Annotated in this window: 12 protein-coding genes; 8 read left to right on the top strand and 4 right to left on the bottom strand. The window is 63.9% G+C overall.

Going from position 1 to position 21,413, the window contains the following annotated elements:
- Window positions 1-29: 29 nt before the first annotated feature.
- Window positions 30-812: a triose-phosphate isomerase gene (gene tpiA / locus ACOYYX_RS28130; RefSeq protein ID WP_422925898.1), complete on the bottom strand. Its 783-nt coding sequence runs from the start codon at window positions 810-812 to the stop codon at window positions 30-32.
- Window positions 812-1,849: a 3-deoxy-7-phosphoheptulonate synthase gene (aroF, locus tag ACOYYX_RS28125; protein ID WP_422925896.1), complete on the bottom strand. Its 1,038-nt coding sequence runs from the start codon at window positions 1,847-1,849 to the stop codon at window positions 812-814. The genes tpiA and aroF overlap by 1 nt, the downstream gene beginning before the upstream one ends.
- Window positions 1,850-2,646: 797 nt before the next feature.
- On the opposite strand from aroF, the gene ACOYYX_RS28120 reads away from it, so the two are divergent.
- From ACOYYX_RS28120 to ACOYYX_RS28110, 3 genes are all read left to right on the top strand, one after another.
- Window positions 2,647-3,933 (top strand): efflux RND transporter periplasmic adaptor subunit, encoded by a 1,287-nt coding sequence (locus ACOYYX_RS28120; protein WP_422925894.1) that lies wholly within the window; start codon window positions 2,647-2,649, stop codon window positions 3,931-3,933.
- A gap of 340 nt (window positions 3,934-4,273) precedes the next feature.
- The gene (locus ACOYYX_RS28115; RefSeq protein ID WP_422925892.1) at window positions 4,274-8,020 is read left to right on the top strand and encodes an efflux RND transporter permease subunit; all 3,747 of its coding nucleotides are present in this window, start codon (window positions 4,274-4,276) and stop codon (window positions 8,018-8,020) included.
- 9 nt (window positions 8,021-8,029) lie between these two features.
- A complete protein-coding gene (locus ACOYYX_RS28110; RefSeq protein ID WP_422925890.1) occupies window positions 8,030-11,440 on the top strand; it encodes an efflux RND transporter permease subunit in 3,411 nt (1,136 codons plus the stop codon).
- Window positions 11,441-11,535: 95 nt separating this feature from the next.
- On the opposite strand, the gene pheA is transcribed toward ACOYYX_RS28110, so the two are convergent.
- Window positions 11,536-12,693, bottom strand: coding sequence for a prephenate dehydratase (gene pheA, locus ACOYYX_RS28105; RefSeq protein WP_422925888.1), 1,158 nt, complete (start codon window positions 12,691-12,693; stop codon window positions 11,536-11,538).
- 551 nt (window positions 12,694-13,244) lie between these two features.
- Between pheA and dnaK the strand changes: the two genes are divergently transcribed.
- From dnaK to clpB, 3 genes are all read left to right on the top strand, one after another.
- On the top strand, window positions 13,245-15,167 hold the full coding sequence (dnaK, locus tag ACOYYX_RS28100; protein WP_422925886.1) for a molecular chaperone DnaK: 1,923 nt from the start codon (window positions 13,245-13,247) through the stop codon (window positions 15,165-15,167).
- A 145-nt stretch (window positions 15,168-15,312) separates the two neighbouring features.
- Window positions 15,313-15,720, top strand: coding sequence for a hypothetical protein (locus tag ACOYYX_RS28095; RefSeq protein WP_422925884.1), 408 nt, complete (start codon window positions 15,313-15,315; stop codon window positions 15,718-15,720).
- Window positions 15,721-16,059: 339 nt separating this feature from the next.
- Entirely contained in the window at window positions 16,060-18,690 is a 2,631-nt protein-coding gene (clpB, locus tag ACOYYX_RS28090) for an ATP-dependent chaperone ClpB (RefSeq protein WP_422925882.1), read from the top strand.
- 182 nt (window positions 18,691-18,872) lie between these two features.
- On the opposite strand, the gene ACOYYX_RS28085 is transcribed toward clpB, so the two are convergent.
- Window positions 18,873-19,352 (bottom strand): hypothetical protein, encoded by a 480-nt coding sequence (locus tag ACOYYX_RS28085; RefSeq protein ID WP_422925880.1) that lies wholly within the window; start codon window positions 19,350-19,352, stop codon window positions 18,873-18,875.
- A gap of 444 nt (window positions 19,353-19,796) precedes the next feature.
- On the opposite strand from ACOYYX_RS28085, the gene ACOYYX_RS28080 reads away from it, so the two are divergent.
- Window positions 19,797-20,144: a hypothetical protein gene (locus tag ACOYYX_RS28080; RefSeq protein WP_422925878.1), complete on the top strand. Its 348-nt coding sequence runs from the start codon at window positions 19,797-19,799 to the stop codon at window positions 20,142-20,144.
- A 155-nt stretch (window positions 20,145-20,299) separates the two neighbouring features.
- Window positions 20,300-21,349: a DUF1559 domain-containing protein gene (locus tag ACOYYX_RS28075; protein WP_422925876.1), complete on the top strand. Its 1,050-nt coding sequence runs from the start codon at window positions 20,300-20,302 to the stop codon at window positions 21,347-21,349.
- Window positions 21,350-21,413: the final 64 nt, after the last annotated feature.

The following is a 21,413-nucleotide window of genomic DNA, read 5'->3' as shown; positions in this document are numbered from 1 at the left end:
CCGAGGGGGCGAGGCGGGACCTCGTCGGATCAGGGCTTCCCTTTGGCGGTCACGTCCCGCGCCGCCTGCACGATGCCGAGGAAGTCGGCGGCCTTGAGGCTCGCGCCACCCACCAGGGCTCCGTCGATGTCGGGTGCGCCGAGGAGTTCCGCGGCGTTGTCCGGCTTGACGCTCCCACCATATTGGACGACGACTCGCTGCGCGGTCGCTTCGCCGAACTTGCTGGTGAGCCAGTCTCGGATGAACTCGTGGACCGCCTGGGCCTGGGAGGGGGTGGCGGTGAGGCCGGTGCCGATGGCCCAGACGGGCTCATAGGCGAGGACGACGCCCGCCATCTGCTCGGGGGAGAGCCCGGCGAGGGAGCCGGTCATCTGGCCGGCGACCACGTCGTTGGTCTGGTCGGCCTGCCGTTCTTCCAGGGTCTCGCCGATGCAGACGATCGGGATCAGGCCGATGCCGATGGCCGCGTGCAGCTTGGCGTTGATCTGGGCGTCGGTCTCGTGGAGGCCGTGACGCCGCTCGCTGTGCCCGAGGATGACATGCGTGCAGCCGATGTCCTGGAGCATCGCGCCGGAGAGCTCGCCGGTGTAGGCACCATCGGGCTTCCAGTGCATGTTCTGGGCGCCGAGGCCGATCGGCGAGCCCGAGAGGACCGCGTCCACATGGTGCAGGAAGACCGACGGGGGGCAGACCGCCACTCGGACCTCGGCGGAGGTGCCGACGCCTGCCTTGACCGCCTCCGCCAGGGCCACGGCGGCCTCGGAGGTCGACGGATTCATCTTCCAGTTGCCGGCGATGAACAGAGGACGCATCAAACGGTCACTCCCTCACAAGCGTCGATCGTCTTCCCGAGGACCTCGGCGAGTTGCCGCAGCTCCTCGACCAGTTTCGTGTATTGGGGCGGGCGGAGGGCCTGGGGGCCGTCGGAGAGGGCCTTCTCCGGGCAGGAGTGGACCTCGATATGGACGCCGTCGCAGCCGGCGGCGACCGACGCCCGGGCCATGGCCGGGATCAGGTCGGGCCGACCCGTGGCGTGGCTCGGATCCACGATGATCGGCAGGTGGCTGAGCCCCTGGACGTTGGGCACGATCGACAGGTCGAGCGTGTTCCGCGTCGACTCCTCGAAGGTGCGGACGCCTCGCTCGCAGAGGATGACCTGGCGGTTGCCCTCGGCCAGGACGTATTCCGCCGACATGAGCAAGTCTTTGACCGAAGCACTCATGCCGCGCTTCAGGAGGACCGGGGTCCTCGTCTTGCCCAGCTCCTTGAGCAGGTCGAAGTTCTGCATGTTGCGGGCACCGACCTGGAAGATGTCGGTGTAGCGCTCGACGAGGTCGACCTGCCTGGGATCCATCACCTCGGTGACGATCGGCATGCCGAAGCGGTCGCCGGTGGCCCTGAGCATCTTGAGCCCGTCTTCGCCGAGCCCCTGGAAGCTGTAGGGGGACGTGCGGGGCTTGAAGGCTCCGCCGCGGAGGACGTTGGCCCCGGCGTTGCGGACGGCCTCGGCGATCTCGACGAGCAGGGGCTCGCTCTCGATCGCACAGGGGCCGGCGATCATCATCAGGTGGCCGCCGCCGACCTTGATCCCCTTGATGTCGAAGACGGACGGCTCCGCGTGGAACTCGCGGCTCGCCAATTTGTACGGCTTGAGGATCTGGACGACCTGCTCGACCCCGGCGATGGCCTGGAGCGGCTCGGCCCGTAGCTTCTCCTCGTCGCCGATCACGCCGATGATCGTCCTCGACACGCCCTCGCTCAAGTGTGGCGTAAAACCCATCTCCTCGATGCGTTCGAGGACGTGCTTGACCACTTCGGGCGTGGGGTTTGGCTTCAAAACGATGATCATCGTCGTCCTCAAGACTCTCCCGACCAGCATCGGCCGGGCACTTCCCGTTGGTAAGGGGCTGCCGACCGGCTCTACTCCAGTGGTGAACGTAACAGTTTAACGATACCAAGGTTGCAGGGGAAGATGGATCCCGCCGGCCTTTCAAGTTCCGTACCGCAGGCTCTGACAGGCTCATACCCTGCGCCTAAACCGAGGAAAACCAAGGAGGGCTGGCTCCAGGAACAAGCCTGCCAACCTCTGGGCACCTCGATCAGGGAATCACAATCGAGCGACAAACATCCTTGAAAGGCCATGCATCCGCTCCCTCATCGCGATAAGCTGGGTGATTGGTACAAAGAAGCCGCATTTTATCGATAATTTTTAGGACATCGCAACTCTTTAATGGACAACAATTTCCACCGATCTCAGTTCGGGCAGGAATTGCCCCGTTATGAGGCCGTGCTAGAATTTTTGTGTGACTCGCCCAGGCGATGCCACACTCGAATCATGCCCTGATGCTTGAGCGTGCACGCAGAAGAGACATCCGTCATCCCCCCCGGGCGGAGCCGCCAACGGTTCCCGGAGCTTGGGTTTGCGCTCCGGACGTACGTTGCAGTTGGTCCTCCGGAGCCTGGGGAGTCGGATCGATCATCCTAAGTTTTGAACTCTCCGGACGGACGAGCCATTCCGAAGAGGCCTGCGGGATGGCCGCTGAATCCGCAAGGCGCCCAGCCGGCACGGCGGCAACGACGCGGGGCCATACCGTTCCCAGCCCTTCCTTTAGGCTGCCAATCTTGTCGAAGGCGAGAGCGATATCGATGCGATCCCATCACGCATTCTTGATTTTCGCCGTAAGCTACTTCGTTTCCTCGGGTTGCACCCAGGAACCGCCGAAGATAGCACCGACCAAACCTCCCGTCGTGCTTGTCAGCACTCCCGTGACCGATGAGATCACGGAGTTCGAGGACTTCACCGGGCGCACCGACGCGGTCTTCTCGGTCGAAGTTCGTGCTCGCGTGACCGGCTACCTCGAGAAGGTGAACTTCAAGGACGGTGCCGAGGTGAAGGAAGGCGATCTCCTCTTCGAGATTGATCCGCGGATCTATCAGGCGGAACTGGATCGGGCCGAGGCGACCGTCCTCCAGGCCGAGGCACGGGTGAAGCGCCTGGAAGCCGATAACCGGCGTGCCAACCTCCTCTTCAACCGAGGCGCGATCAGCCGCGAGGAATTCGAGCGGATCTCGAGCGACTTCGCCGAAGGGAACGCGTCGGTCGGCATCGCCAAGGCGAATCGCGACCTCGCCAAGCTCAACGTCGGCTACACCAAGGTGACCGCCCCGATCAGCGGCCGGATTAGCCGCCGCCTGGTCGACCCGGGCAACCTCGTGCAGGCCGACTCGACCGCCCTCACGACGATCGTCTCGCTCGACCCCATGTATGTCTACTTCGACATCGACGAGCGGACCATGCTCCGGTTCCGCCGCCTGATCCGCGAGGGCAAGATCCAGTCGCGCGAGTCGGGCGCGGTGGTTCCGATCCAGGCCGCACTCTCCGACGAGGAAGGGTTCCCGCATGAGGGGACCATCAACTTCAGCGACAACCGCGTCGACGCCAGCACGGGCACCCTTCGCGTCCGCGGCAGCATCGACAACCACGTCCCTCGCGTTCTCTCCCCCGGGCTCTTCATGCGAGTGCGCGTGCCGATCGGGACACCGCACTACGCCCTCATGATCGCCGAGCAGTCGCTCGGAACCGACCAGGGACGTAAGTTCCTCTACGTGGTTAACGACAAGAACGAGGTCGTGTATCGGCCGGTCAAGGTCGGCCCGCTCAACGAGGGACTGCGGGTCATCGAGGACGGCCTCAAGCGGGGCGAGAAGGTGATCGTCAGCGGCCTCCAGCGCGTCAAGCCCGGCGCGAAGGTCGAGCCCAAGCCGGCCGAGGCCGCGAAGGACAAGGGCACCGACTCCGCCAAGGGGGGCGAATCCAAGAAGGACGGCGCCCCGAAGGAAGAGCCCAAGAAGAAGGGTTCGGGCGTCGCCGGGAAGCCGGGGGCAGACAGGGCCGGCGAGCCGAGCGCCAAGGCCGTCCATCCCCTGGGATAAATTGCCGTTCGTCGGTTCATAACCTCATGCGTGATGCCCCAAGGCAATCACGCATCGACACGCGAAATCCCCGGCTCGAATCCGAACCGGCAATGACTCTTATTTGAGAAAATGAGCCAATCAAGGATTCCATCAGGACGGGGCCTCGCCGGGCGTCGCTGAGTCTCTGTGGTGCGTGGCGCGGTCGAACCGGATCGAGAAACCAGGCCTCGTGCGACTCGGTCGCGACGGGGCCGGCTCGCAAGGTAGCTCGGCGGGTCCTCGCGTCCGCAACGATCTCGAGGCGGTGGGGCCGGCTCCAACGCTCGCCCCGACCCGCCGATCTCCGGGAGAAACGGCCTTGATCTCGCGTTTCTTTATCGATCGGCCGATCTTCGCCTCCGTCCTCTCGATCGTCATCACGCTGGCGGGGGGGGTGGCGATCTTCTCGCTGCCGATCGCGCAGTATCCGCAAATCTCCCCCCCCACGGTCCAGGTCGATTGCAACTATCCGGGCGCCAGCGCCCAGGTGGTTTCTGAGACCGTGGCGACGCCGATCGAGCAGCAGGTCAACGGCGTTGAGAACATGCTCTACATGTCCTCGCAGTGCACGAATGACGGGTCGTACAACCTGACCGTCACCTTCAAGCACGGCGTCGACCTGAACATGGCCCAGGTCCTCGTGCAGAACCGGGTCAGCCTCGCGATCCCGAATCTGCCGGAGGTCCTCAAACAGACGGGCGTGACGACGCGCAAGAGGTCGCCCGACATCCTGCTCGCCATCGGCATCAACTCGCCCTCCGGCCGCTACGATCAGCTCTATCTCAGCAACTACGCCGCACTCCGCGTCAAGGACGAGCTGGCCCGCCTCCCGGGCATCAGCGACGTCACCATGCTCGGCCAGCGCGACTACAGCATGCGGATCTGGGTCGATCCCGAGCAGCTCTCGTCGCGCAACATGGCCGCGAGCGACGTCGTCATGGCGATCCGCGAGCAGAACCTGCAGGTGGCCACGGGGCAGATCGGCCAGGAGCCGATCCCCCAGGGGCAGCAGATCCAGGTGCCATTGAGCACGCTGGGGCGGCTCGTCACCGTCGAGCAGTTCGAGAACATCATCGTCAAGTCGACCCCCGACGGCCGTGTGACCAAGATCAAGGACGTCGCCAAGGTCGAGCTGGGCGCCAAGAACCAGGACATCAGTAGTCGGCTCGACGGCAGCCCGACCGTGAGCATGGCGATCTTCCAGCTCCCCGACGCCAACGCGCTCGACACGGCCGACCTCGTCCGGGCCAAGATGGAGGAGCTGAAGCAGGGGTTCCCCGACGGCGTCACCTATCAAATTCGCTACGACACGACGCCGTTCATCCGCGAGTCGATCCAGGAGGTCTTCAAGACCCTGCAAGAGGCGATCATCCTCGTCGCGGTGGTCGTGCTCCTCTTCCTCCAGAACTGGCGGTCGGCCATCATCCCGCTGATCGCCGTGCCGGTGGCCATCGTCGGCACCTTCGCCGCGCTCGCGGTCTTCGGCTTCAGCATCAATAACCTGACGCTCTTCGGCCTGGTGCTTGCGATCGGCATCGTGGTCGACGACGCCATCGTGGTGGTCGAGGCCGTCGAGCATCACATCGAGCACGGCTTATCGCCGAGGCTCGCGACGATACGGGCGATGGACGAAGTCTCGGGCCCAGTTATCGCCATCGGCCTCGTGCTGACGGCCGTCTTCGTGCCCTGTGCTTTCATCACCGGGATCGTCGGACAGTTCTTCCGACAATTCGCCTTGACGATCGCGATCTCGACCCTGATCTCGGCCTTCAACTCCTTGACCCTCAGCCCGGCACTGGCCGCACTCTTGCTCAGGCCGCGGGGGCAGGGGAAGGATGCGACGGCGCTGCCTCGGGTCGCGTACGCGGTCGCCGGGGCTTTGATCTCTTGGCAATACCTGTTGCCAAAGCTTGCCCCGCTGGTGAAGCGGCTGCCGCTCCATCAGGGTGCGAACCAATCGTTGACGAACGTCCTGAATCACCCGAGGTTCCTCGAAAGCCTGGCGATCGTCCTGGGGCTGATCGCCGGCTGGCTCATCAGCAAGCTGATCGACCGCGTGCTCGTGATCTTCTTCGGCCTGTTCAACAAGGTCTTCGGATTCGCGACGACCGCTTACACGCGGACGATCTCGCTCCTGCTCCGCGGGTCGTTGTTCGTACTCATCGGGTACGGCGGCCTGATGTTCCTGACCTATCGCGAGTTCTCGCACACGCCGAGGGGATTCATCCCGTCACAGGACATGGGATACCTCCTCGTCAACGTGCAGCTCCCCGACTCGGCCTCGGCCGAGCGGACGAGCAAGGTCATGGCGCAGATCGAGAAGATCGCACTCGACCTGCCGGGCGTGGCGCACACCCAGAGCATGGCGGGGCAGTCGTTGCTGCTGAGTGCCTTCGGCTCCAACTTCGGCTCGATGTTCGTCATCCTCGACCCGTTCGCCAAGCGGCTCGAGCCCGAGAAATACGGCGAGGCCATCGCGAACACGCTCCGCAAGAAGTTTGGGGCGCAGATCTACGACGCGCAGGTCACGGTGTTCGGGCCTCCCCCCGTCCGAGGCGTCGGACGTGCCGGCGGGTACCGGATCATGGTCGAGGATCGGGGCGACCAGGGGGCCAACCTCCTGCAGGGGCAGACCGAGAATCTGGTCGAGAAGGGGAACCAGCAGCCGACCTTGATGGGCAACTTCGCCGTCTTCCGGGCCAACGTTCCCCAACTTTATGTCGACGTGGATCGGACCGCCTGCATGACGAAGCAGGTCCGGCTCCAGGACCTCTTCTCGACATTGCAGGTATACCTCGGCTCGCTCTACGTCAATGACTTCAACCTGTTCGGCCGCACCTGGCAGGTGGTCGTCCAGGCCGAGTCGAAGTATCGAAACAAGCTCGAGGACGTCCACCGGCTCAAGGTCCGCAATGCCCTAGGAGACATGGTCCCGCTCGGGACCTTGGCGAGTGTCCGGGAAGTGAATGGGCCGCTGATTTTGACGCGTTACAACATGTATCCGGCCGCGTCGATCAACGGCAACGCCGCGCCTGGCGTCAGCTCGGGCCAGGCAATCAACATCATGGAAGGCCTGGCGAAGAAGGAACTGCTGCCGTCGATGTCGACCGAGTGGACCGAGCTCGCCTTCCTCGAATTGCAGGCCGGGAATACCGCCATGGTCGTCTTCGGCTTCGCGGTGGTTATGGTCTTCCTCGTGCTGGCCGCCCAGTATGAGAGCTGGTCGTTGCCACTGGCCGTCATCCTCGTCGTGCCGATGTGCCTCCTGAGTGCCGTGACCGGGGTGAACATCTCGGGGACGGATATCAACATCTTCACGCAGATCGGCTTCGTCGTGCTGGTCGGCCTGGCGAGCAAAAACGCGATCCTCATCGTCGAGTTCGCCAAGGCGAACCGAGAGTCGGGGAGCACGCGGAGGCAGGCGACCCTCGAGGCCTGCCGGCTGCGGCTCCGCCCGATCGTGATGACCTCGCTCGCGTTCATCCTCGGCGTCGTCCCGCTCATGATCACCCACGGTGCCGGTGCCGAGATGAGGCGCATCCTGGGCACGACGGTGTTCAGCGGCATGCTCGGCGTGACGGTGTTCGGCATCTTCCTGACGCCCGTCTTCTTCTTCGTGATCGACTGGCTCGGCGAGACCAAATTCATGTCCTCACCGCTGATGCGGGGGATCGGGGCCGTCACGCTCGACATCTTCGCTCTCCGATTCGTGAGGCGCGTCGGCCGCCGCATCCTCAGGCGCGGTCAGAAGGTGACCGTGACGACCCCGTTGCCCGCGATTCCGTCGCTCCCGACCGTGACCGAGCCCGCGACCCTCGAGCCCGAAGTCATCCACACCGAAGGCGCGAGTCACAACGAGCCCGCCCCCGCCCATGCAAACGGGAAGAATGGGGCGAATGGTCACGACACCTCGGAAGAGGTCGTCGGGACCGCCGCGAACGGCGAGTCGGGAGACGCGTCGATGAAGAATGGCCTCCATAAACTCCCCCTGGGCAACCACGCCGGCCAACCCGCGGCGAATGGCGTCCACAACACTACCCCGGGCGATTCCGCGAAGAAGAGGTAATACCCAAGTATGTTCTCGCGCTTCTTCATCGACCGTCCGATCTTCGCCTCGGTCCTGTCGATCGTGGTCACGCTCGCCGGCGGCATCGCCGTCTGGACGCTGCCGATCGCCCAGTATCCCGAGATCACACCCCCGACCGTCGAGGTCTCGGCCTTCTATCCGGGTGCCAATGCGAAGGTCGTCGCCGACACGGTCGCCGCTCCGATCGAGCAGCAGGTCAACGGCGTCGAGAACATGCTCTACATGTCGTCGCAATGCACCAACGACGGCAACTACACGCTGACGATCACCTTCCGCCTGGGCGTCGACCTGAACATGGCCCAGGTGCTCGTGCAGAACCGGGTCTCTCTGGCGGAGCCGATCCTGCCCGACCTCGTCAAGAGGCGCGGCGTGACGGTCAAGAAGAAGTCGCCAAGCATCCTGATGATCGTCAACCTGTTCTCGCCGGACAAGAGTCGCGACAACCTCTACTTGAGTAATTACGCGACGATCCAGCTCCGCGACGAGCTCGCCCGCCTGCCGGGCGTCGGCGACATCACGTACATGGGCCAGCGCGACTACAGCATGCGTGTCTGGCTCGATCCGGGGAAGATGGCCTTCCGTAACCTGACGGCCAACGACGTCGTCTCGGCCATCACGCAGCAGAACGCCCAGGTCGCGGCCGGGCAGATCGGCCAGCCTCCAGTTCCGACGGGGCAGGTCTTCCAGTACACGATGAGTACCCTCGGCCGACTCGCCGACGCCGACCAGTTCGCGGATATGATCCTCAAGACGGATAGCGACGGCCGGGTCGTCCGCCTCCGCGACGTCGCCCGCATCGAGCTCGGCGCCCAGGCGTACGACCAGACGTGTACCCTGGACGGTCAGCCGTCGGTCGCCCTCTCGATCTACCAGCGGCCGGGATCGAACGCCCTCGAGACCGCCCGCCTGGTGCGGGCCAAGATGGACGAGCTTCGGGCCCGGTTTCCGGAAGGGCTCGAATACGCGATCGTCTACGACACGACGCCGTTCATCACCGAGTCGGTGGATGAGGTTTTCAACACCCTTCGCGACGCGGTCATCCTCGTCGCGGTCGTGGTGCTCCTCTTCCTCCAGAACTGGCGCTCGGCCGTCATCCCACTGATCGCCGTCCCCGTGGCCATCGTCGGCACGTTCGCCGCCATGGCCGCGTTCGGCTTCAGCCTCAATAATCTGACGCTCTTCGGGTTGGTGCTCGCCATCGGCATCGTGGTCGACGACGCCATCGTCGTCGTGGAGGCCGTGGAACACCATATCGAACACGGGATGTCGCCAAGAGATGCGACAGCCAAGGCCATGGATGAGGTGTCCGGGCCGGTCATCGCCATCGGCCTGGTCCTCACCGCGGTGTTCGTCCCCTGTGCCTTCATCAGCGGGATCATAGGCCAGTTCTTCAGACAATTCGCATTAACGATCGCCACATCCACCCTGATCTCGGCGTTCAATTCGCTGACGCTCAGCCCGGCGCTCGCCGCGCTCCTGCTCAGGCCGAGGACGGCGGGCAAGCAGACGGCCTTGCCCCGGCCGGCGTATGCCCTGGCCGGCGCCTGGCTCGGCTGGCAGTTCCTCGCACCATTGCTGGCCCCCAAGCTCGCGATGGCGGCGACGGTCCCCGCCGAACACGCCGGGGCCATCGTTACCCAGATCCCGATGAATGCGAGGCTCCTCGGCCTGGCCCTCGGGGCCGTCGGCGGCTGGATCATCGGCTGGCCGATTGATCGCCTGCTGGTCGGGTTCTTCAAGATCTTCAACTCGGCCTTCAACTTCGCGACGAACATCTACACCGGCATCGTCGGGATCCTGCTGCGGCTGAGCGTGATCGTTCTGTTCGTCTACGGTGGCCTGCTATACCTCACGTACGAGGGCTTCACGCACACGCCGTCGGGCTTCATCCCGTCGCAGGACAAGGGGTACTTGCTCGTCAACGTGCAGCTCCCCGACGCGACCTCGGTGGAGCACACCCAGAAGGTGATGCAAAAGATCGAGGCCCTGGCGATCAAGATCCCCGGCGTCAGGCACACCGTCGCCATCGCCGGCCAGTCGATCCTGCTGAATGCCAACGCCCCGAACTTCGGCGCCATGTACGTGATGCTCGACGACTTCCACCATCGGGCCAAGCCGGAGCTCTCAGGAGAGCACATCGCCGCCAGGCTTCAGGAGACGATGCAAGTGGAGATCGAGGACGGCCTGGTCAACGTCTTCGGGGCCCCACCGGTCGAGGGTCTCGGCACGGCCGGCGGCTTCAAGATCGTGATCGAGGACCGCGGCGACCTGGGCTTCGAGGAACTCCAGTCGACCAGCGAGAAGGTCGTCGCGCAGGGGAACAACGACACATTGTTGAAAGACCTCTTCACCAGCTTCCGCGCCAATTCACCCTGGCTCTTCCTGGATATCGATCGCCAGAAGGTGAAGACCATGGGGCTGGCGATGAATGAAGTCTTCAACACCTTGCAGGTCTATCTCGGCTCGCTCTACGTGAATGACTTCAACCGATTCGGCCGCACCTGGCAGGTCAACATCCAGGGCGACGCGAACTTCCGGAAGCAGATCGAGGACCTGAAGCAGTTGAAGATCCGCAACGAGCGAGGGGGCGGCATGGTCCCGCTCGGTGCCGTCGCGGGAGTCCGGGACGTGAGCGGCCCCGTGCTGATCATGCGGTACAACATGTATCAGTCGGCCGCGATCAACGGGAACCCGGCGCCCGGGGTTAGCTCGGGCCAGGCGATCGCGAAGATGCAGGACATCGCCCAGGGAGAGCTCGGGCCGTCGATGCGGTCGGAGTGGACCGAGCTCGCCTTACTCCAGCTCCAGACGGGGAGCACGGCCATGCTCGTCTTCCTGCTGGCGGTCATCCTCGTCTTCCTGGTGCTCGCCGCGCAGTATGAGAGCTGGTCCTTGCCGTTCTCGGTCATCCTCGTCGTGCCGATGTGCTTGCTCTGCTCGATCGCGGGCGTGCTGTACGCGAAGATGGATATCAACATCTTCACGCAGGTCGGCTTCATCGTGCTCGTCGGCCTGGCGTGCAAGAATGCGATCCTGATCGTCGAGTTCGCCAAGGCCCGCCGCGAGGAAGGGGTCCCGCGTCGTCAGGCGACCCTCGAAGCCTGCCAACTCCGACTCCGGCCGATCATGATGACCTCGTTCGCGTTCATCCTCGGCGTGGTGCCGCTCGTGCTGGCGGTCGGTGCCGGTGCCGAAATGCGCAGGACGCTCGGCACGGCGGTGTTCAGCGGGATGCTCGGCGTGACCCTCTTCGGCATCTTCCTGACGCCTGTCTTCTACAGCGTGATCCAGTGGTTCAACGACGTCCTGTCACGCGGCCGGCCGGCTCTGGTCGAAGAGACCGAGATCGAGGGTCCGACCAAGCCTGAGTCGGATCCCCACGGATTCCCGTCGCACTGATCCTGGCCACTCCCGGACGCGGACCCTGAAAACGCGAAGACCCGGGCGAATACTCGTCCGGGTCTTCTCATTGGTATCGACCGCGTCGGCCTCGATCAGCTATCGAAGCAGCCCCCTCGGGGGTAGGAGCCGAGGATCTCGAGTCGCTCGCACTTCTTGCGGACGGCCTCGATCGTTTTCTTGACCGGCTCGTCCTCGACGTGACCCTCGATGTCGAGGAAGAAGAGGTACGAGGGATCCCGGTCGTTGGAATTGATCGTGGTCGGGAACGACTCGATCCAGGTCATGTTGACGCCGTTCTTGCCGAACGGGGCGATCGCCTCGGGCAAGGAGCCCGGCCGGTTCGAGAGGCGGAGCAGTAGGGTCGTCTTGTCGTCCCCCGAGCGTTCCTCGGAGCGCTCGGAGATCACGGCGAACCGGGTGATGTTGTGCAGCTGATCCTCGATGTTGGCCGCGAGGACCCTCAGGCCGTGGGCCTCGCCCGCGGAACGGCTGGCGACGGCGGCGGAATGCGGCTCGGCGGCTGCCAGCTCGGCTGCCCTGGCCGTCGAGACGACGTCGATGACCTGGGCGTCGGGGAGGTTCTTGCCGATCCAGTGCCGGCACTGCGAGAGGGCCTGGGCCTTGGAGTAGACGCGCTCGATCTGGCTCCAGTCCCCCTTACCGAGCAAGCAGTGGTGGACCCTGAGCCGGACCTCGGCCCGAATCTTGAGGCCGGGCAGGCGGACGAACATCTCCAGGGTATCCGCGATCCGTCCGTCGGTGGAGTTCTCGAGCGGCACGAGGCCGAACTGGACGTGGCGGCGGTTCACCGCCTCGAAGACGGCGGCGATGGAGCCGACGGGATCATGCTCGACCGACTCGCCAAACTTAGCGACCGAGGCGAGGTGGCTGTAGCTGTATTGCGGGCCGAGATAAGCGACCCTGATGCTCTGCTGGAGCGACCGCGAGCTGCTCATGAGCTCGCGATAGATGATCCGCAGGCTGTCCTCGGGCAGGGGCCCTTTGCTCGCGGCGAGGACCTTCTTGATGACCTCTTCCTCGCGGACGGCCGACCAGACCTGGAGTCCTTGCTTCTGCTTGACCTGGCCGATCTGGAGCGAGACTTCCGCCCGACGGTTGAGGATCTGGACGAGTTCCTTGTCGATGCGGTCGATCTCAGACCGGAGGCTCGCCAGCGTCGGTGATCGTTTCGGGCTCGGGCTGGATTTGTTGGAGACGTCGTTCGGGTCGGAAGACGGCTTACGAGGCATCGGTCCTCTCGGGGCAAGAGACCGGTTCAAGTTCCGGTAATTCTGTGCGTAACATCATCTCTGCTAAGTGGATACAAAAAGTCAGACAGACTGTCAAGCGAATTCCCATGTGAGCTGAAGGTCCCCGGTTGTTCCACTCCGCTCACATTTGCGGTAGACTCGGCTTCTTGCTCCCAATGGACCGTCGTTCTGCCCGGGAGACGCTGGCGTCTGCCAAAAGGGCAGCCAGGTCCGTGGGCCTGCGCCGGGCTCTGTCATTTTGACAGCAGATCCCGATAACGTTCGACCGAAGTGCGAATTGCGATTTCACCCAAGTACTGGACCACACGTCACTAAGGTTAGACTCTGCGGTCAAATTACGACGATGGCACCGCCCTTGCATCACTGAAGAAACTTCGTGAAGCGAGGACGGGAAAGTTGTGGTGCATCCGAAGGATTCAGCTTAATGTTGAGCTTCGGTCGCTCCCCGCGTTGTAAACGATCGCATAGAGTCCGGTGGGTCCCGCGGCCCGCAACCTCGCCAACGCTCAACCTGGGAAAGGAGATTGATCGTGGCTGAAGGTGAAAAGATCATCGGTATTGACCTCGGGACGACGAATAGCGTGGTCGCGGTCATGGAAGGTGGCGATGTCACGGTCATCGCCAATCAGGAAGGGAGTCGGATCACCCCATCGGTGGTGGCCTTCACCGTCAAGGGTGAGACGCTCGTCGGCGAGCCGGCCAAGCGCCAGGCCGTGACCAACCCGACCGGAACGGTCTACTCCATCAAGCGCTTCATGGGCCGTCGTCACGACGAGGTCCGCGGCGAAGAGAAGATGGTCCCCTACGAGGTCGTCGGCGGGTCGAGCGACTTCGTCAAGGTCCGCGTCGGCGGGAAGGACTATACTCCGCCAGAGATCTCGGCCCTGGTGCTCCGCAAGCTGAAGGAAGCGGCCGAGAGCTACCTGGGACACAAGGTCCGCAAGGCGGTCATCACGGTCCCCGCCTACTTCAACGACAGCCAGCGCCAGGCGACGAAGGACGCCGGACAGGTGGCCGGCCTCGAGGTCGCTCGTATCATCAACGAGCCGACCGCCGCCGCCCTCGCCTATGGGCTCGATAAGAAGAAGAACGAAAAGATCGCCGTCTTCGACCTCGGCGGCGGCACGTTCGACATCTCGATCCTGGATGTCGGCGACGACGTCGTCGAAGTGCTCTCGACCAACGGCGACACCCACCTCGGTGGCGACGACTGGGATGAGGCGCTCATCAAGTACATCGCCGGCGAGTTCAAGAAGGAGCAGGGGGTCGACCTGATCAAGGATCAGATGGCCCTCCAGCGCCTCAAGGAAGCCGCCGAGAAGGCCAAGAAGGACCTGTCGTTCCAGTCTCAGGCCGACATCAACCTGCCGTTCATCACGGCGGACCAGAACGGCCCGAAGCACCTCACGATGTCGATCACCCGCAGCCAGTTCGAGCGGCTGACCGACAGCCTCTTCGACCGCTGCAAGGCCCCGGTGATCAAGGCCCTCGAAGACGCCAAGCTGAAGGCCTCGGAGATCGATGAGGTTGTCCTCGTCGGCGGCTCGACCCGCATGCCGCGGGTCCAGCAGATCGTCAAGGAGATCTTCGGCAAGGAGCCCCACAAGGGCGTGAACCCCGACGAGGTCGTCGCCGTCGGCGCCGCGATCCAGGGTGCGGTCCTGACCGGCGAGGTCAAGGACCTGCTGCTCCTCGACGTCACGCCGCTGTCGCTGGGCCTCGAGACCAAGGGGGGCGTCTTCACCAAGCTCGTCGAGCGCAACACGACGATCCCGACGGAGAAGAAGGAGACCTTCACGACGGCCGACGACAACCAGACCGCGGTCACCATCAAGGTGTACCAGGGCGAACGACCGATGGCCACCGACAACCGGCTGCTCGGCGAGTTCAACCTCGAGGGGATTCCCCCGGCGCGGATGGGTACGCCGCAGATCGAAGTCGCCTTCAACATCGACGCCAACGGGATCCTCAACGTCACGGCCCGCGACAAGGGGACCGGCAAGGAGCAGACGATCAAGATCGAGTCCTCCGGAGGCCTCTCCAAGGACGACATCGAGCGGATGCAGCGCGACGCCGACTCTCACGCCGCCGAAGACAAGCGCAAGCGAGAGCTGGCCGAGGCCCGCAACAACGCCGATCAGCGCGTCTACCAGCTCGAGAAGCTGATGGACGAGAACAAGGACAAGCTGAACGAGTCGGACAAGACCGCCGTCAAGGCCGCGATCGACCGGGTGAATGAGGCCAAGAAGGGGGATGACCCCGCCGCGATCAACCAGGCGATCGAGGACTTGCAGCGGGCGAGCCAGGCCATGGCTGAGCACCTCTACGCCGCCAACGCGGCGGGCCCGGGTGCGGCCGGCGGGCCTTCGGCCGGGCCGGAGTCGCCCAACGGCGGTCAGGCCGGCGGCAAGGCCGACGACGTCATCGACGTCGAGTTCGAAGAGAAGAAGTAAGTCATTGCGTCCCGGAGGGGGAGCGGACCTCGGTCCGCTCCCCTTCGTTCTATGATGATTAACCCCCGAAGGCACCGAGCGAATCCGGGCCGTTGCCTCCAAGAGGTCGCCGAGGGCGACATCTTGACCTGCAGGAGCCGACGTTATGTCTCTCGACGACGCAAGGGCGGTGTACCCGATCCTGGTGTCTTTGGCCCGTGATCTCTCGCTGGCAGCTCGGGAGCGCCGGCCGGCCGTCTGGATCTCCTACGACGACTTCTGCCAACGTTGCAAGGAAGTCGGCGTCAAGGAGACCCCGCGGACCATCGCCACCAAGCTCCTGAAGCCCCTCCAGGCCGCCTGCCTGGAGAACCAGAAGCCCGACTTGAGCGCCCTGATCATCCAGAAGCCCAAGGCTCGGAGCGATTTCGGCAACCTCCTGCGCCCGTCAGACGGCTGGTGGGATACATACGTGGAACGCGGCGAGGCCACCGTCGGCGACGTCACCTTCTGGTTCAAGGCCTTCCAGACCGCTCGCGACTACGCGGAATGGCCCGAGGCCCCCTTCTTCTGAGGCCGCGTCTTCGGCTCCCCGGGGTCGGGCAACCACTCGACCTCGCCTAGAATTCGAACCGAGGCCCAATCATGGGTTTTCGACCGGGTCGTGCTTCCGACATTCAAGGGCGCCCCGGTCGTTCCTTTGCGCCGAGCGCCGGTTCCACAAGCCTTCGCGGAACCGGCCAGGACCCCGGAACGCGCGCGGCGGCCTCGCGGCCTCCCATGAGTGAAATTCACTACGACACATCTGAATCGGCGAACAAACGAGCAGCCGACTTCGTAGTGATACCATCACTTACTCAAATCGGAATTTCGATTCTCCACCAGGCGTTTTCGATCGCCTCGAGGTGAACATATGGCATTCAAATTCGACCAACTGACTCTGAAGAGCCAGGAAGCCGTCCAGCACGCCCAGGAACTCGCGCGAGACAGGAGCCACCAGCGACTCGAGCCCATGCATCTGCTCGCGGCGCTGCTCGACCCGGACCAGAGCGTCGTGCGTGCGCTCCTCTCGCAGCTCGGTGTGAACCCGGCCCAGGTCCTCCGCGCCGCGGAGGAAGGGCTCAATTCGCTCCCCAAGGTGACCGGCGGCGAGACGACCCTCGGCCCTGACCTCAACCGCGTCTTCGACACGGCCCAGGCCGATGCCGAACGGATGAAGGATCAATACGTCTCCGTCGAGCACCTCTTGCTCGCCCTGACCAAGGTCAAGAGCCGTGCCCAGGACGTGCTGGCGGCCGTCGGCGTGAATGAGAAAGAGATCCTCCAGGCCCTTCAGAAGGTCCGCGGGGGCCAGCGCGTCGTCGACCAGAATCCGGACGACAAGTATCAGGCGCTCGAGAAGTACGGACGCGACCTCGTCGCGATCGCGCGTCAAGGGAAGATGGACCCGGTCATCGGCCGCGATTCCGAGATCCGTCGCGTCGTCCAGGTCTTGAGCCGTCGGACGAAGAACAACCCGGTCCTGATCGGCGAGCCGGGCGTCGGCAAGACGGCCATCGTCGAGGGTCTCGCCCAGCGGATCGTCTCGGGCGACGTGCCCGAGAGCCTCCAGAACCGCAAAGTCATCGCGCTCGACATGGGATCGCTCGTCGCCGGGACCAAGTTCCGTGGCGAGTTCGAGGAGCGGCTCAAGGCGGTCCTCAAGGACGTCACGCAGTCGGAAGGACGCATCATCCTGTTCATCGACGAGCTCCACCTCGTCGTCGGGGCGGGCAAGGCCGAAGGGTCGATGGATGCGGCCAACCTCCTGAAGCCGGCGCTCGCTCGCGGCGAGCTGCGCTGCATCGGTGCGACGACCCTGGACGAGTATCGCGAGAACATCGAGAAGGACCCCGCACTCGAGCGGCGGTTCCAGCCGGTCTTCGTGGGCGAGCCGACGGTGGAAGACACCGTCGCGATCCTGCGAGGGCTCAAGGAGCGGTACGAGGTCCATCACAAGGTGAAGATCCGCGACTCGGCCCTCGTTTCCGCGGCCAAGCTCGCCTCGCGTTACATCACCGATCGGTTCCTGCCCGACAAGGCCATCGACCTCGTCGACGAGGCCTCGAGCCGACTGGCGATGGAATTGCAGTCGGTCCCGACCGAGATCGACGTCCTCCAGCGTAGGTTGCTCCAGCTCCAGCTCGCCCAGCGGATGCTGTCCGCCGAGGACGAGGAGCATGCCCGCGAACGCCTCGCGGAAGTCCTCGAAGAGATCTCGAACGTCGAGAAAGAATTGCAGGATCTCCGCGGTCAGTGGGAGCTCGAGAAGTCGGGGCTCGGGGACATCCAGAAGGTTCGCGAGCGACTCGCCGCGGTCCAGGTGGAATACAACCGGACCTGGGACGAGATCCGCCACATGCAGCAGCGGGGCGAGCCGCCGCACGAGAAGCAGTTCCAGTCTCTCGCGGCCCTGGATGCCGAGCGGAAGACGCTGGAGCAGAAGATCGCCCAGTCCGAGGCCATCGGCGAATCCCAGCCGAAGGACGGCAAGCGGCTCCTCAAGAAGGAGGTCGACTCCGAGGAGATCGCCGAGGTCGTCAGCCAGTGGACGGGGATCCCGGTCGCCAAGATGCTCACCACGGAACGCGACAAGCTGATCAACCTCGAGGATCAGATCCACCTGAGGATGGTCAACCAGGACGCCGCCGTGAAGGCCGTCTCGGACGCGGTCCGCCGCAGCCGAGCGGGGCTCCAGGATCCGAACCGGCCGATCGGCTCGTTCCTGTTCCTCGGCCCTACCGGCGTCGGCAAGACGGAGCTGGCGAAGGCCCTCGCCGAGTTCCTCTTCGACAGCGAAGCGGCCATGATCCGGATCGACATGAGCGAGTTCGGCGAGCGGCACAACGTCGCCCGCCTGATCGGGGCCCCTCCGGGCTACGTCGGTTACGAGGAAGGCGGCCGTCTCACCGAGGCCGTCCGGCGGCGCCCCTACTCGGTCGTCCTCCTCGACGAGGTCGAGAAGGCGCACCGCGACGTCTTCAACGTCCTTCTCCAGGTGCTCGACGATGGTCGGCTCACGGACGGGCAGGGGAGGACGGTCGACTTCCGCAACACCGTGATCATCATGACGTCGAACCTCGGCAGCCAGGAGATCGCCCGACTTGCCGAGTCCGGTGACGAGGACCGGATCCGACGCGCCGTCATGGACGTCCTGAAGGCGGAATTCTTGCCCGAGTTCCTGAACCGGATCGACGAGACGACGATCTTCCACCCGCTCGGCCTGAAGGAGCTAACCAAGATCGTCGACATTCAGCTTCGTCGGCTCCAGGCCCAGCTCGCCGAGGCCGGGGTCACGATCAAGGTCACCGACGACGCCAAGCGGCAGCTCGCCGACGAGGGGTTCGACCCTGCGTACGGGGCCCGTCCGCTGAAGCGAATCCTCCAGCAGCGGATCGCCAATCCGATGGCGACCGCCCTCCTTCGCGAGCCGGCCAAGCCCGGTACGGTCGTCGAAGTCGGGTGGGATGGGTCGGAGTTCACCTTCACTCCGGCCACGGCGTAAGGTTCGCCCCGCCTGGTTGATCTGATTTGAAAACCAAGCGCCATCGGCCTCCCTAAACGGGAGGTCGATGGCGTTTTTCGTGGCCGATCAGATGAAGTCCGCCGAGACTTTGTTAGGCAAGTAATCGCCCCACGATCTGGTCCTTCACAACCGCGTCCGTGGATAACGGCGGAGTGGCCGGACTACTTCGCGTCGGCTTTCGGCTTGGATGAATCGGCGACGGCAGCCGGTTTTTCCTTCGAGTCGTTCGGTACCGGCTTCTTCGCCTCGGTGCTCGACATGGCAGGCTTCTTCGTCGGCTTGCGGCCCTTCTTCTTCTTGGTCGATGTCAGGCTCGTCACGTTATTGAATGGGGACGTATCCTGGGACTTGGGCTGATTCTTCTGCTGTTTCGCCTGCTTCTGCATCATCTGCATGTACTGCTGTTGCTGCTTCATCATCATCTGTTGCTCTTGCAGCATCATCTTCTCTTCCATGAGCTGCTGGTACATGAACATGTTGCCGCCGGATGCTCGCCACTCAGGCGAATTCATGTTGATGGTTCCAAACGGCGTATTCGCGACTCCACCATAACGGCCATAGCCTCGGGCCTCGGCGGTGCCCGACGCCAAGGTGGTCGCGACCAGGACGGCCACCGCCAAGATAAGCGTGTTTCGAGCCATCGTTCCCTCCTCCCCGAAGGGGCAGAATTGCGTCATGGGCTGAACGAATGGAACCGACTTTCGGGATACCGGGCAGAGTTGGGGGGGGCAATGGTCGAGGAGCCATCATCCGTCGGCTCACTATAAAGTCTAACCGATGACGCGACATGAAGTATCGAAAAATCCAAAATCCTATGCGTCAGTAAACGTTTGTAGACGGTGATCCTTCATAGCATCCGCCGGCCCCTTTCGTCCTTGCCGAGGAATGAAACACCACCGTAGGCGCCCAAGTTTCGCGGGAGGTCCGTGAAGTTCCAGGAGAATGGGAGATGCCTGGGGCGTTCGCGATTATTCGCGGCTTGACATCCGAGAATCATTCATCACAAGATGATCGACGTCGTTTTCAGCCGAGTTCATGGCACTCGTGACGAATGAGGGACGCAGGCGTCCTGAGCGAGGATATCGGTGAGAGGTTGGCGGTCGTGCTTAGCGCTGGCATATCTCCTGGCCAGCACCCTGGCAATCGGCGTCCACGACCACGCAAGTGAGTCGGAACGCTCTGCAAAGCACGAAGCCGGCTGCGCCGACCCTCGGCCGCACATCTCCGGTCACTGGTCGCCCGACCTGACCGATGTCCAGGACCACTGCCTCGCCTGCCAGTTCCGGGCCGATCATCACTACTGGCTGATCGGTTCCCCCTCATTCCGGCTGACTCGCGTAGAAACCCTGGCGGAACAGGTAAATTTGCCTGTTTCGCTCCTTCGCCTCCAGCGGCCGACCGGCCGCGCACCTCCACACCACTCGAACGTCTGATCGAAGTCCGTAGGCGATCGTGCCACGCACTTCACGCTGCGCATTCCCCCCCAACCTAGACGTTCCCGAGTGGCTCAAATCGAGGTGGCTTTATCCACGCCCTGAGACGTCCTGCGCAGACCGCGGGCGGCTCCGAGGCGAGGTTGGAGGTTGGGATGGTGTTTCGCCGCGTCCGGCGCGAATCCCAGGGTGGATTCACGCTGATCGAACTCCTTGTCGTGATTGCGATTATTGCGATCTTGATCGCGCTGTTATTGCCCGCCGTGCAGGCAGCCCGCGAGGCGGCCCGACGCGCCCAGTGCGTCAATAATCTCAAGCAGATGGGCGTCGCGCTCCACAATTATCACAGTTCCAATGACGTCTTCCCGCCGGGTTACGTCAGCTCATTTCTGCCGAACGTCCCGGATCCATGCGACCAGGATTCGGAGAATCAGACGTCGATCGACCGCGGCTCGGGCTGGGCCTGGGGCAGCATGATCCTCTCCCAGATGGATCAGCAGCCGCTCTACAACTCGATCAACTTCAGCCTGTCCGTCGCCTTCGCGGCGAACCAGACGTGCAGCCAGACCTCGATCTCGGCCTACCTCTGCCCGTCGGACTCCGGGCCTTCGCTCATCCCGGTCTTCAAGGACCCGCCCGACCCGAACAATCCCGGCTCGTTCAGCGGCAATGCCATCGACGACACGGTGGCCCGAGGTAATTATGTCGGCATGTATGGGATCGGCGAGGTCTGCGCCAACTCGGGCTCGACGAACCAGCCGAACCAGGGGTCGATCGGAACCGCCGCGGGTATCTTCTCCCGCAACAGCCGGACGACCATCGCGTCGATCACCGACGGGACGAGCAACACGATCGCCATCGGCGAGCGGAGCCACAACCTGAGTTACGTCACCTGGACGGCCCGCTCCATCGACGGCTGGCTCGGCAAGACGTCAACCGTCGAAGGGGGGACAGACAAGTTCAACCCGTCCCCCGAGGAATGCTGGACCCAGGTGCTCGGCCCGGCGGGGCTTGAGGACGGCACCCGCACCATCAACCAGCCCGAGGCCCATGTCGAGGACTACTGGAGCCAGCACCCCGGCGGCGCCAACTTCCTCTTCGGCGACGGCTCGGTCAAGTTCCTCAAGAGCAGCATCAACCCCATCCCCTGGCGGGCCATGGCGACGAAGAACTTCGGCGAGGTGATCTCGTCCGACGCCTTCTGATCGCAGATTTTCAGGATGCCGAAGGGCAACGCTCCCCCGTAGCCCTTCGGACACATCAACGTTT

The organism is Singulisphaera chitinilytica, from assembly GCF_049331405.1.
In the GTDB taxonomy this organism is placed as follows: domain Bacteria; phylum Planctomycetota; class Planctomycetia; order Isosphaerales; family Isosphaeraceae; genus PoT.
This window is presented reverse-complemented; position numbering and strand designations above follow the sequence as displayed.

Excerpts from the sequence above, each read along its gene's own strand:
- tpiA (WP_422925898.1), bottom strand. The coding sequence starts at position 812 with ATGCGTCCTCTGTTCATCGCCGGCAACTGGAAGATGAATCCGTCGACC.
- aroF (WP_422925896.1), bottom strand. The coding sequence starts at position 1,849 with ATGATCATCGTTTTGAAGCCAAACCCCACGCCCGAAGTGGTCAAGCAC.
- ACOYYX_RS28120 (WP_422925894.1), top strand. The coding sequence starts at position 2,647 with ATGCGATCCCATCACGCATTCTTGATTTTCGCCGTAAGCTACTTCGTT.
- ACOYYX_RS28110 (WP_422925890.1), top strand. The coding sequence starts at position 8,030 with ATGTTCTCGCGCTTCTTCATCGACCGTCCGATCTTCGCCTCGGTCCTG.
- pheA (WP_422925888.1), bottom strand. The coding sequence starts at position 12,693 with ATGCCTCGTAAGCCGTCTTCCGACCCGAACGACGTCTCCAACAAATCC.
- ACOYYX_RS28095 (WP_422925884.1), top strand. The coding sequence starts at position 15,313 with ATGTCTCTCGACGACGCAAGGGCGGTGTACCCGATCCTGGTGTCTTTG.
- clpB (WP_422925882.1), top strand. The coding sequence starts at position 16,060 with ATGGCATTCAAATTCGACCAACTGACTCTGAAGAGCCAGGAAGCCGTC.
- ACOYYX_RS28085 (WP_422925880.1), bottom strand. The coding sequence starts at position 19,352 with ATGGCTCGAAACACGCTTATCTTGGCGGTGGCCGTCCTGGTCGCGACC.
- ACOYYX_RS28075 (WP_422925876.1), top strand. The coding sequence starts at position 20,300 with ATGGTGTTTCGCCGCGTCCGGCGCGAATCCCAGGGTGGATTCACGCTG.